This window comes from Paenochrobactrum pullorum, assembly GCF_041929845.1.
In the GTDB taxonomy this organism is placed as follows: domain Bacteria; phylum Pseudomonadota; class Alphaproteobacteria; order Rhizobiales; family Rhizobiaceae; genus Paenochrobactrum; species Paenochrobactrum pullorum.
Map to the genome: position 1 here is coordinate 28,591 of NZ_JBHEEH010000005.1, position 12,702 is coordinate 41,292.

General features: G+C 48.8%; 11 protein-coding genes. 3 read left to right on the forward strand and 8 right to left on the reverse strand.

All coding sequences use genetic code 11. The annotated features are described in order from the left end of the window. Positions 1 to 23 precede the first annotated feature (23 nt). Positions 24 to 1,025 (forward strand): KpsF/GutQ family sugar-phosphate isomerase, encoded by a 1,002-nt coding sequence (locus JNC77_RS09730; RefSeq protein ID WP_374831921.1) that lies wholly within the window; start codon positions 24 to 26, stop codon positions 1,023 to 1,025. Positions 1,026 to 1,074: 49 nt separating this feature from the next. Here the strand turns inward: JNC77_RS09730 and JNC77_RS09735 are convergent, their stop codons facing one another. The 7 genes from JNC77_RS09735 to JNC77_RS09765 form a co-directional block, all read right to left on the reverse strand. Then, positions 1,075 to 1,536 (reverse strand): NfeD family protein, encoded by a 462-nt coding sequence (locus tag JNC77_RS09735; protein ID WP_374831923.1) that lies wholly within the window; start codon positions 1,534 to 1,536, stop codon positions 1,075 to 1,077. Between the two features lie 29 nt (positions 1,537 to 1,565). After that, positions 1,566 to 2,549: an SPFH domain-containing protein gene (locus tag JNC77_RS09740; protein WP_374831925.1), complete on the reverse strand. Its 984-nt coding sequence runs from the start codon at positions 2,547 to 2,549 to the stop codon at positions 1,566 to 1,568. Between the two features lie 55 nt (positions 2,550 to 2,604). Continuing rightward, a complete protein-coding gene (gene hemH, locus JNC77_RS09745) occupies positions 2,605 to 3,642 on the reverse strand; it encodes a ferrochelatase (protein WP_374831927.1) in 1,038 nt (345 codons plus the stop codon). A gap of 163 nt (positions 3,643 to 3,805) precedes the next feature. Further along, a complete protein-coding gene (gene omp10, locus JNC77_RS09750; protein ID WP_374831929.1) occupies positions 3,806 to 4,183 on the reverse strand; it encodes an outer membrane lipoprotein Omp10 in 378 nt (125 codons plus the stop codon). 116 nt (positions 4,184 to 4,299) lie between these two features. After that, the gene (locus tag JNC77_RS09755; protein WP_374831931.1) at positions 4,300 to 4,992 is read right to left on the reverse strand and encodes an aminotransferase class IV family protein; all 693 of its coding nucleotides are present in this window, start codon (positions 4,990 to 4,992) and stop codon (positions 4,300 to 4,302) included. Next, positions 4,944 to 6,092, reverse strand: a complete 1,149-nt coding sequence (locus tag JNC77_RS09760) for an aminodeoxychorismate synthase component I (protein ID WP_374831933.1) — start codon at positions 6,090 to 6,092, stop codon at positions 4,944 to 4,946. Before JNC77_RS09760 ends, JNC77_RS09755 begins: the two co-directional genes overlap by 49 nt. A 36-nt stretch (positions 6,093 to 6,128) precedes the next feature. After that, positions 6,129 to 7,928, reverse strand: coding sequence for a M3 family oligoendopeptidase (locus JNC77_RS09765; RefSeq protein WP_374831935.1), 1,800 nt, complete (start codon positions 7,926 to 7,928; stop codon positions 6,129 to 6,131). Positions 7,929 to 8,446: 518 nt separating this feature from the next. On the opposite strand from JNC77_RS09765, the gene JNC77_RS09770 reads away from it, so the two are divergent. After that, positions 8,447 to 10,195 (forward strand): peptidoglycan L,D-endopeptidase MepK, encoded by a 1,749-nt coding sequence (locus JNC77_RS09770; protein WP_374832157.1) that lies wholly within the window; start codon positions 8,447 to 8,449, stop codon positions 10,193 to 10,195. A gap of 66 nt (positions 10,196 to 10,261) precedes the next feature. On the opposite strand, the gene galU is transcribed toward JNC77_RS09770, so the two are convergent. Further along, positions 10,262 to 11,155 (reverse strand): UTP--glucose-1-phosphate uridylyltransferase GalU, encoded by an 894-nt coding sequence (gene galU, locus JNC77_RS09775; protein ID WP_374831937.1) that lies wholly within the window; start codon positions 11,153 to 11,155, stop codon positions 10,262 to 10,264. A gap of 283 nt (positions 11,156 to 11,438) precedes the next feature. On the opposite strand from galU, the gene JNC77_RS09780 reads away from it, so the two are divergent. Continuing rightward, positions 11,439 to 12,677 carry a lytic murein transglycosylase gene (locus JNC77_RS09780; RefSeq protein WP_374831939.1) on the forward strand — a complete coding sequence of 413 codons (1,239 nt, stop codon included), beginning with the start codon at positions 11,439 to 11,441 and terminating at the stop codon, positions 12,675 to 12,677. The last annotated feature ends 25 nt before the right edge of the window (positions 12,678 to 12,702 follow it).

Genomic DNA, 12,702 nt, shown 5'->3' on the forward strand with positions numbered 1-12,702 from the left:
CGAAAAGCTTATCGGTTCACACCATGCAAGACTTGATCAGACCTTCCGTTAAAGACGATGCCGAGGCAGCTCTTGCTTCCGCATTAAGAACCCTGAACACCGAGAAAAACGGTTTGTCGGCGCTTGAAAATGCGTTGCAAAACGGCCTCGCGGCACCCTTTGCCGAAGCTGTCAGGGTCATTGGCGCCAGCAAAGGGCGTCTTATCGTAACCGGCATCGGCAAGAGCGGCCATGTCGGTTCCAAACTGGCGGCAACATTTGCCTCCACCGGTACAGCTGCCTTTTTTGTCCATTCTGCTGAAGCCAATCACGGCGATCTCGGCATGATCAGCTCAGATGATGTGATCCTCGCCCTTTCATGGTCAGGTGAAACAGCAGAGCTTAAAGGCGTTGTGCAATTTGCCTCCCGCTATCGTATTCCTCTGGTTGCAATAACAGCCGGTGAAGATTCAGCCCTTGGCCGTGCCGCAACCACTTGTCTTTTAATGCCGCGCGTTACCGAAGCCTGCCCGCATGGATTGGCACCAACCACATCAACCTTGATGCAGCTTGCCATTGGTGATGCCTTGGCAGTTGCACTGCTCGAAGCACGCAACTTCACCCCCGGCGATTTCCGTACCTTCCATCCAGGCGGCTCGCTGGGTGCAAGCCTGACCCATGTCAGCGAAGTGATGCATAAAGGCGATCGTGTCCCGACCGTTCCGCTCGGCACTTTGATGCCGGAAGCGATGAAAGTTCTCTCACACAAGCGTTTTGGCTGTGTGGCGGTACTTGATCAAGACGGGTTGTTGGCCGGTATTGTCACCGAAGGTGATCTGGCACGAAATTTGCATCGTAATCTGTCTGAACTCAGCGTTGATGATGTGATGACCCGCTCACCCAAAACGGTAAGCCCGAGAACATTAGTCAGCAGCGCAATGAGCCTGTTGGAAGAGCACAATATCAGTGTATTGATTGTGACAGAAGAAAACCGCCCTGTCGGCGTTATTCATTTCCACGATTTATTACGTATCAAAGCCGCATAAAACAAAAAAGCCCGGTCAATTCCGGGCTTTTCATTATCTTCTTCAAGCTTTAGGCCAGTGCTTCCACCACTAAAGTACCCTGATCGAAACCGGTAATCAGCACCGATGTACCAACCGGCATATCATCGCCATTGACACGCCAAATCGTATCATTGATTTTCAGGCGGCCGTGACCGTTGACAATAGCTTCAATCAAGACAGCACGCTGGCCGATCAATTGATCGCCGCGCCGGTTAAGCAATGGTTCATCAACTTCACGCTTGCTGGAACCAAAAAAACGGCGCCCGATCAGCGGAAAAGTAACCGACAAAACCAGAAAAACGACAAGTTGTACCTGCCAGCCAAGCCCGAGCGCACTGCCAAGCAACAGCACCAATGTGCCGGTAACAAGAGCAGCAGCGCCAAACCATACCAGAAAAATTCCCGGTAATAACACTTCCAGAACGAGCAGAATAAGGCCAAGAACAATCCAGCTCCAATGGCCTGATTGTGCAATCAAATTTACAATCATCCTCTGCCCCCCTACTTTCAGTTGACGGCTTATTTTTTACCCGTCGTTGGAACCGAGCGGTTGCGCTGAGGCGCATGATCACCCGCATTGTCATCGCTGCCGGAACCAAAAACTTCCTTGGCAATCGCGCCGATACCACCCAGCGAACCGATCAGCGAGCTTGCTTCCAACGGCATCATCACGATCTTGTTATTCTTCGCACTGCCGATTTCGATCAAAGCTTCAGTATATTTCTGCGCGATGAAATAGTTAATTGCCTGCACATTACCTTCGGCAATCGCGTCAGAAACAAGCGTAGTGGCCTTGGCTTCGGCCTCCGCAAGACGCTCGCGGGCTTCCGCTTCGCGCCATGCTGCTTCACGCTTGCCTTCAGCCTGCAGAATCTGCGCCTGCTTCAAGCCTTCCGCACGCAAGATCTGCGCATTGCGGTCACCTTCAGCTTCCAGCACCTGCGCACGTTTATCGCGCTCCGCCTTCATCTGGCGCCCCATAGATTCAATCAGGTCTTTCGGCGGATTGATATCTTTGATCTCGACGCGGGTCATTTTAATGCCCCATGAATGCGCCGCATCATCCACCACATGCAACAAACGTTCATTGATCGTGTCGCGGTTGGAGAGCAATTCATCAAGATCCATCGACCCCATAACCGTACGGATATTGGTCATGGTGAGGTTCAAAATGGCATAGTTCAAATCAGAAACTTCATAGGCTGCCTGCGCGGCATTAAGGATCTGATAGAAGGCCACACCATCAACGCTCACTGTCGCATTATCACGGGTGATAACTTCCTGTGTCGGCACATCCAATACCTGCTCCATCATATTGAGCTTGGCACCGATACGATCAAAAAAAGGTACGATCAGGTTAAGCCCCGGGGCAAGCGTGCGGGTATAACGGCCAAACCGCAGCACAGTAAAATGATAACCTTGAGGCACGGTTTTGACGCCTGCAAACAGCGTTATCAGCACCAAGAACCCAAGAATAACCAATACGATATCAAAACCTGTCATCGTAAAACCTTTTTAAAACAGGCACGCAACGTGCCAAAAAAATATCATTTGCAGCTTATACCCAGCCCTGCAATTCACGGCGCACCAGCGTCTCAATCACTTTCATACCGTCTACGGTGTCATTGAGGCACGGAATATGGCTGAAATTGACGCCGCCATTTTCATGAAATTCTTCGGCTGCTTCATTGCCGATCTCATCCACAGTCTCAAGACAATCTACCACAAAACCCGGATTAAACACAGCCATTGACTTAACACCTTGCTTGGCAAGATTAATGACGGTTTCATCAGTATATGGCTGCAACCATTCTTCAGGCCCAAAACGCGACTGGAAAGTGCTGCGGAATTTTTTATCATCATAACCCAAACGTGCCTGCAATAAACGTGAAGTTTCATAGCACTGTTCCGGATAAGGATCGCCCTTTTTGGCATAGCTTTGCGGAATACCGTGATAGGATGCCAAAATCACCTCAGGCTCGAAATCGAGGCTGGCGACATGTTTTTCAATCGAACGTGCCAAGGCTTCAATATAAACCGGCTCGGTCTGATATGTAGGCACAATTCGCACAGCAGGCATGAAGCGCTTTTTCATCAACACTTCAAAGAACTTGTCATTGACCGTTGCAGTGGTGGTCGCCGAATATTGCGGATAGAGCGGAAACATCACAATCCGCTCACAACCTTGCGCCAGCAATCTGTCAGTCACTGTTTCAATCGACGGCTGACCATAACGCATTGCCCAATCAACAATCACGTTGTCGTGATCTTTGAGCGCCTCTGCCAGTTTCTCGCTTTGCGAACGTGTATAGGTGCGCAGCGGCGATTCATTCTTTTCACGATTCCAAATACGGGCATATAAAGCGCCGGATTTTTTCGGACGTGTCATCAACACAATGCCATAAAGAATCGGCAACCAGATCGCGCGCGGCCATTCAATGACACGCTTATCGGTCAGAAATTCAGCCAGATAACGGCGCATGGGCTTATAATCAGTACCATCCGGTGTGCCCAGATTAACCAGCAATACACCCACTTTAGGCGGCGGCACCTGTTCGATATCCGGATTGGTATAAGCTAAATCATTCACGCGCATTGTCTGTCTCCTGTATTGCCCGAAAACTAGACAAATCCGGACAAATTTCAATACCGTCCTAAACTGAACGACTAAATAAGCAAATGTTTAAACACTTAGCCAATGAAAAAGCCGCTCTTTCCCAGAGCGGCTTGATAAAACCATCGGTCAAGGCTCATGAAAATCAAGCACGACGCTGCAACGAGAACTGCGCACCTGCCGATGATGTGCAATTCAGCTGATTTTGCGAAACCATTGCACAATTGACCTTGGAAACAGTACCGCGTACCAGCGAACGCATTTCAATTTCGACCAAACGCGGCGACTGATAACGATAGCTGCCCTCAGCCAGTTTTTCGTTAGTGTCAGTGGTGCGGGTGATGAAAACACCGCTATTGAAGCTGGATGTAATGCCGTTGGCATCAACCCAATTGCCGTCAATGCCAGCTGGTGTCACTTGCGGAGCGATACCGCCGCCGCCAAAATTAGGTCCCGATGTTTCACAAGCTGCCAAGGACAAGCCCAACGCGGCCAGTGTTGCAATAGTGCGGAAGCGGTTCATGTTAAGCTCTCCCGAAAAAATCTTCATTATGTTGATGGTATCAAATCCATTGCAAAACAAGAGCTCTTTTTTATCAAGCACATGAGTGTTGCAGTTTTATCGCAGCCTTCAAAGCCTTATAAACGCACAAAACGTGAAGACAAGTCTGCTTTTATCATACCACGCAAAGAATTACCGACGAAAATATGATGAGCATTTAGCACATCATCAAGCCCAAGCACAGCTTCGCTGACAATCTTTTTACGCAACAATTCTTCACGCAAAATACCGGATAACAACCCGCAACATATATCAGGTGTAACGCAAACTTTATCACCTTTATCCAAAAAGACCGTTGTAATGGTGCCCTCGCACAATTGCTCCAGATCATTGAACAGCAATACCTCATCCACCTCATCGCGTGAAAATTCTTCGCGTGCTGCCACATATAATTCACGCCGCGTCGTTTTATGTTTCAGCAAGGGATCATCATGACGAAGTCGTGTTTTGGCAATGCCGAGCCGCCAAATAGTGTTTGCAGGCAAAGCCTCATAGGACGATGTTTCAATATCAATCACGCCTTCCGGATCAAGCGTCAAACGCACACGCAAAGCTTTGACGCCCTGCCCTTTTGCCGCCAATTGCTGACGCACAGCATTGATGTCAAACGGAAAACCTAATGCGCGCGCCGAATTTTCCAACCGCTCCAGATGCAAATCCAGCCGCAGAAAATCTGTATCCGGCTCATAGCGCAAGGTTTCTATGAGCTGAAAAGCTGGTGTCATTTCAGTGGTTGATGATCGGTCGCGTAGCGGGCTTTCAACAGACATTCTGCATATTCCTCCTCTGCGGTTGAATCCAAGATAACGCCGCCTCCGACATTGAGAATAGCCTGTCCACCGTCAAAGAGCGATATGGTTCTGATCGCCACATTGAAACGCATCTCGCCTGATGGCGCAATCCAGCCAAGTGAGCCGCAATAAATATCCCGCGGTGTGCGCTCCAAGCCTTGTAATATCCGCATCACACTGATTTTAGGCGCGCCGGTGATAGAGCCGCATGGGAAAAGTGCCGCAAAAATAGCACCCAAACTTAAATCCGGTTTCAACCGCGCCCGCACACGGCTGATCATCTGATGCACGGTTTCAAAACGCTGCACGGCAAAAAGTTCCGGCACATGAAGCGTTCCGGTCTCGCTGATCAATGAAATATCGTTGCGCAGCAAATCAACAATCATCCGGTTTTCGGTTTGATTTTTCGGATCATTTTTTAAAAAATCACGCCAATAATCATCTTCTTCAGGCGTTTTACCCCGAGGCGACGTTCCTTTCATCGGATGTGTTTCAATCCATCCGTCCTTATCTACCTCGAAAAACAGTTCAGGCGAACGCGAAAGAATAATCGGCACACGGCTAGATGCCCCGAAATTGCAATAGCTTGCATGGCCGACCTGCTGGCGTTTAGCAAGCGCCAGGAAAAGCGCATATGGATCACCTTCCCACTGCGCTTTGATCGGAAAAGTCAGATTGCCTTGATAGCAATCACCAGCGCGCAAATGAGACTGTAATTTATTGAAATTTTGGCGATATTCATCCAGATTCCATTGCGGTTGAAAATTATAAATGCGCGCGGCAGCATCGTTCTGCGCCAAAGGCGCTTCGACCGGCTTTTCAAACACCCCAAAAGACAAAAGCGGCGCTTTACGCCCTTCGGGAAGGCTTTTGCGCAATTGCGGCTCTAATAAATAGCCCGCTTCATAAGACAAAAATCCTGCAAGCCATAACCCGTCATCATGAGCTTGCTGACAGGCTTGAAAAGCTGCCTCAAACGCATGCGGTTCATTGGCTTCAATGATATAAAGAGGAGCCGCGAAAGACATTTCGCGGCCCTTTTTCTCATCTGCGAAAAGAATAACGGCATCGTTGATCATTTAAAACAGCTCATGTTTAAAACAACTTCTGGCCGCTTAGTCTTCCATTGCTTCCAATTCGTCGATGATGGATTCAATGACTGATAAACCCTTCTGCCAGAAATCCGGATCACTCGCATCAAGGCCGAAAGGTGCCAGCAACTCACTATGATGTTTGGTGCCACCAGCCTTCAACAGATCAAAATATTTTTGCTGGAAACCTTCTTCGGCATTTTGATAAACCGCATAAAGCGAGTTTACCAAGCAATCGCCGAACGCATAAGCATAAACATAGAACGGTGAATGGATGAAATGCGGAATATATGTCCAGAAAGTTTCATAGCCCGGATTGATATGAACAGCATCGCCCAAGCTTTCATGCTGAATTTCCACCCAGATTTCACCGATACGCCCGGCCGTTAATTCACCTTGTGCGCGCTCGGTATGGACGCGACGCTCAAACTGATAAAACGCAATCTGGCGCACAACCGTGTTGATCATATCTTCGGCTTTTTGCGCCAGCATGGCTTTGCGCTCACGCTTATCGGTGGTTTTAGTTAGCAGTGAGCGGAAAGTCAGCATTTCACCAAATACAGAAGCCGTTTCTGCCAATGTCAACGGTGTGGACGCCATCAACGCGCCCTGACGGGCTGCCAGAACCTGATGCACGCCGTGACCAAGTTCATGTGCCAACGTCATCACATCACGTGGTTTGCCCATATAATTGAGCAACACATATGGATGGGCGGAAGGAACAGTCGGATGTGCAAAAGCACCCGGCGCCTTGCCTGCACGCACCGGCGCATCAATCCAGTTTTTATCAAAAAACTCTTGTGCAATATCCGCCATTTCCGGCGCAAAACCACGATAGGCAGAAAGCACGGTTTCACGCGCTTCATCCCAACTGATCAGCGCTTGCGGGGTTTCCGGCAGCGGCGCATTGCGATCCCAGTTTTCAAGTCTTTCAAGACCAAGCCATTTGGCTTTCAAAGCATAATAACGATGTGAAATGCGCGGATAAGCATCCGTGACTGCCTGTGTCAAAGCATCCACCACTTCACGCTCGACACGGTTGGCCAGATGGCGGCTGTCGGCAATATCTTCAAAGCCGCGCCAGCGGTCAGAGATTTCCTTATCTTTGGCCAGCGTGTTGGTAATGAGCGTAAAAATACGCATATTGGCGGCAAAAGTTTTTGCCAAAGCATCAGAGGCCGCCTTACGAACCGCACCATCAGCATCTTGCAACATGTTCAAGGTCGGCTCGATCGCCAATTCCTGACCATTCACCTCAAAGCGCAAAGACGACATGGTTTCATCAAACAAACGGTTCCATGCGCTGTAACCGGTCACTGACTTTTCATGCAGCAAATGTTCAATACGGTCTTCCAACTGATATGGTTTATCTTTACGCAAGTCGACCAACCAAGGTCGATAATGACCAATGGCCGGATTATTTTCAATCGCTGCATCCAGCACTGCATCATCAATGCGGTTCAGTTCCAATGTGTAGAAAATCAAAGGCGTACTGGCGTCGGTCAATTTCTGCTGCACATCACCATAAAGCTTGGCGCGGTTCGCATCACTGGTATCGCCATAATAATAAAGGCCGACATAAGAGCCGATACGCCCCATCAATTCGCTTAAATTTTCATAAGCCTCAATGCTCTGGGCAAAATCACCACCATTTGGCTTCATCAATTCTTCATTCAGTTTTCCGGGCCAACGCTTTTCAAACGCTTTTGCATCGGTGAAACATTTTTCAATATCGCGGGACAGTTCCGGCGCATCAGGACCTTTATAAAGATCATCCAGATTCCATTCAGGTAAAGTGCCGAGTTTACTGTTTGCACCGCTCATTGAGGGTCTCCTGTCATCCATTTCGATTCTGGCAAATAAAGCCATTTTGCGCTTCAAACCTTACACTGCTTCGTTGGTTTATTGTGTAAAATTAATCATCGCCCAAGTGATTCGCTAAAACGACATGACGTCAATACCTATTTTTTTTGATCTGAAACACATTTGACGCTGTCGATCTTAGTTTTGCATTTTAATAAATTGAATCCTGTAAATCATGACATTTTAGGCAAAAACACTGGTAAATTGCGGCGAAATCCTGTTAATACTTTGTTAAGCATGGCAAAAAGAGATGCTGAACTGTGTCTTTTTCGCCATAGTACCAACGCAATTGATGTTCACTAAGCCTCCATTAACCAATAAATCCGATACTAGTCAGTGATCCGACTGAAAGAACGGTAAGGCTATACGAATTGATGGACAGCACCTTGATTATCAAAACGGGATATAACCGCATCAAAGCAAAGTTCCTGCGCTGCATTATTGCAGGTGCAGCTTTCGCGGTTACTGCTACAACAGTTATGATGCCCAATGTCGCCTCGGCAGAAACCCGTAGTCTGAAACTTTATTATGTGCATACCGGCGAGCGCGCCGAAATCACATTTAAAAAAGATGGCCGCTACCTGAAAGAAGGCCTGCAAAAGCTTAATGTGTTTTTGCGTGACTGGCGCCGTAATGAGCCAACGAAAATGGACCCGCGTCTGTTCGATCTCGTATGGCAAGTTTATAAAGGGACCGGTTCTTCCAATTATATTACGGTTGTCTCGGCCTATCGTTCTCCTGCAACCAACAAAATGTTGCGTTCTACCACGAGTGGTGTGGCTGAAAACAGCCAACATACCCGTGGTAAAGCTATGGACTTCTTTATCTCCGGTGTTCCACTGACAAAACTGCGCCAATTAGGCATGCGTTATCAAATTGGTGGCGTTGGATACTATCCAAAGTCCGGTTCGCCTTTCATCCATCTGGACGTGGGCGGTGTTCGTGCGTGGCCACGCATGAGCCGCAAGGAATTGCTGGCTCTCTTCCCGGATGGGAAAACCGTTCATATTCCGTCCGACGGCAAGCCCCTGCCAGGCTACAAGCAAGCTTTGGCTGAAGTCGAGCGTCGTAAATCTTCCGGCGGCGATATTGTTGTTGCCAGTGCTGCTCCATCCAAAAAACGCAGTGCCACTTTATTCGGCGCCTTGTTTGGCGGCGGTGCAGATGAAGAAGAAGACGTCAATGACGACAATATCCGCGCCGCAACTCCGGCACGCCGTCCGGCAACAGCAGCACCACGCCCTTCAGTACCGACTGCCGTACCGGCAACAGCACCGGCTCCGGCACCGGCAGAACCTTTGATCGCTGCGCTGCCGACGCGTAATGTCCCGCTTCCGGTAGTAGCTCCGCGACCAGCAGCACCCGTTGCTGCTGTCCCAACCGCTCCGGCACTGCCTGCCGAACCTGACAATATTCCATTTGCAATTGCCGCAGCACCTGCGGAAACACAAAACACCGCTGTCGCACACAGCATTATTCCCGTACCGGCACGCCGTCCGGCAAGCGCCGTTGAAGATGCAATTGCGATGGCAGCTGCAACTGATACGCAAGCCCCCGTTGCTGATGCGGCACCCACCATGCTCGCAGGCTTCGTTCCCGTTCCTGCAAGTCGTCCGGCAAGTCTTTCTGGTGAAATGCAAATGGCGTCTGCATCGAATAGTGATGCGATTGCCGACCTTCTCAAAAACGAGCAGACCGCAGCCGCAAATGCAGCACCAACGCCTCGTGCTGCCAGCCAGCAACTTGCAGCTATCGCCGCACAAGGCGAACTGATTGCGCCGCCAGCTGACGATGATTTTGCAACGGCCCAAATAATACCGGCATCAAAACCAGTTGCAGCGCCACCTGCACAGGCACCGGTACCAACTCCTGTGGTGGCTGCGAATACAGCTCCGAAGAATAATGTTCAGGTCGCAAGCCTCGACACCAAGTCACGCACGACTGCAAAATCAGCCAAGCCAAACGGCAACAGAGCCAAGGCCAACAAAGCAGCCATTGTTCAGCCGGCGACAGCACCTGTTTCGCAACTGGCTATGTCAACTGAATCCGTTGCCAATGCCGTCCCTGTTACCAATCCGGTTTTGCGTAATGACGCCATGCGTGAAGCGCCCGCCATGGTTTACACTGCAGGTTTCCAACGTGACATTCCATCCACAGAGCGTGTAAACAGCTTCAGTGGTCAAGCCGTCACTTTCTTGTCAGTTGCCAAATTCAAAGCGGCTAACTGACCGACTTCAAATAATAAAAAAGGGGCTTTTAAGGCCCCTTTTTTATATGCATTTCATAGTAAGATTTTATCTTGCTTTGATTGTTTTCAGCAAGTGCTCAATTGAATATTCCACATTCGGACGGATATCATTGCGCCACAAAGCGAAAGCCACATTGGCTTCGATAAAACCTTCTTTTGAGCCGCAGTCAAAAGTCAGCCCCTGATAATTAAAGCCGTAGAACTTTTGTTCATCCGCCAGTTTCAACATCGCATCGGTCAGCTGAATTTCATTGCCGGCACCCTTTTCCTGCTTGCTGAGCAGATCAAAGATTTCAGGCTGCAAAATATAACGACCATTGATGTAAAGATTGGAAGGCGCAGTGCCTTTTGCCGGTTTTTCAACCATTTTGGTAATCTCAAAACCGTTCGCAACGCTCTCGCCCTGTCCGACGATACCATATTTATGCGCATCTTTCGGATCACATTCCTGCACGGCAATGATGTTGCCGCCGGTTTGTTCATAGAGAGCCACCATATCAGCAAGGCAACCGCGTTCGGATTGCATCACCATATCCGGCAGAAGCAGCGCAAAAGGCTCGTTACCAACCAATTCGCGCGCACACCAAACGGCATGGCCAAGACCTAAAGGTACCTGTTGACGGGTAAAACTTGTCGTACCCGGTTGCGGCTGCAACTGTCGCATATGCTCCAGCTCCGCCGTTTTACCGCGTTCTTGCAGCGTTGTATAAAGTTCAACTTGGGCATCGAAATAATCTTCGATAACTGCTTTGTTGCGGCCGGTAACAAATATCAGATGTTCAATACCGGCTTCACGAGCTTCATCAACCACATATTGAATGACCGGTTTATCAACAACCGTCAGCATTTCTTTCGGAATTGATTTGGTTGCAGGCAAAAAGCGCGTCCCCAAACCTGCTACCGGAAAAACAGCTTTACGGATTTTTTTCACTGAACTCATGCCACTCCTCAGTTCTTTATAAATAACAACATTTTCTTTGTTTAGCTTATAATACAAAGGTTTCCACTATTTAATATAAAAGGCTACAATCCATCACTTTAAATATGCATCTTTAACATTTTTGCTTGGCATCCATTTTGATACCTTAAAGTCTCAATATTTTCGAATTACTGGTGCATGGTAAACTAAATGCTAACCAGCACATGTTAAAATCTGTTAAAATGGAGCCATTCAGGCTTCATCCATTTGAAAGCCCCCTAAAAGAGAAGGGAAACACAGAACTATGCTGCGATTTCCATTCACAGTGAAGACAATTTCGAAAACCAAGATTGCGCTCTCTTCTGCAGTGCTTGCTCTGTTGATGGGTTTATCAACTGCGCCTGCATCAGCCGACGCTAAGTTCCGTCAATGGGTTGCAAGTTTTCGCAATACAGCCATTCAAAACGGTGTAAACGCCCGTGTTTATGATCAGGCATTTGCCGGTGTTACAGCACCCGATCCGGAAGTTTTGCGTAAAGCCCGCTATCAACCTGAATTTGTCGATCCGATCTGGAATTACATCGATAATCGCGTCAACGAGCATTCAGTTGCAACCGGTCAGGCAATGGCACGCAAATGGGGGCCATGGTTACAACGGATTGAACAACGTTTCGGCGTTGATAAGAATGTCTTGCTTGCCATCTGGTCAATGGAAAGTAATTACGGTGAAATTCTCAAACGTGACGATGTGATGATGGACACAATCCGCTCACTGGCAACCCTTGCTTATGCAGATCCAAAGCGCGCCAAATTCGGTCGTACGCAGCTGATTGCTGCAATGAAAATTTTGCAGACTGGTGATATCTCCCGCAAACATCTGACCGGCTCATGGGCAGGTGCGTTAGGCCACACCCAATTTATCCCGACCAGCTATCAAGCCTATGCGGTCGATATGGATGGCAATGGCAAACGTGATATCTGGAACTCTGTACCTGATGCTTTGGGTACCGCTGCCAATTTGCTCGCCCGTAATGGCTGGCAAACAGGTCAGACATGGGGCTATGAAGTTATCCTGCCAGCTGGCCGCAAGTTCCCGGCAGGCTCGCTGACTGTTTCAGAATGGGAGAAACTTGGTGTCAAGCGCGCCAATGGACGCCCTTTCCCACGCCCGAACGAAAGCGTAACTTTGCGCGTTTTGGACGGTCGTGAAGGCCCGGTTTTCTTGATGGGTAAAAACTTCAACGTTATCAAACGTTATAATAATGCTGATAAATATGCACTGGCTGTCGGCCTTTTGGCGGATCGTATTGGTGGTTATCAGGGATTGGTACGCGACTGGAATCGTCCATTTACCCCGATCACCATGAACGAGCGCGAAGAATTGCAAAACCATCTCAAAGCCCTTGGCTATTATGATGGCAAAATTGATGGCAAAATCGGCTCCGGCTCTCGCGCGGCAATTGAAGCCTTTCAAAAACGCAACGGTTTGAGTGCTGACGGCCACCCGAGCAAAGAGGTCTTGAACGTTTTGCGCAGACGTTAAAACGCCATGTGTCTATCAAGCAAAT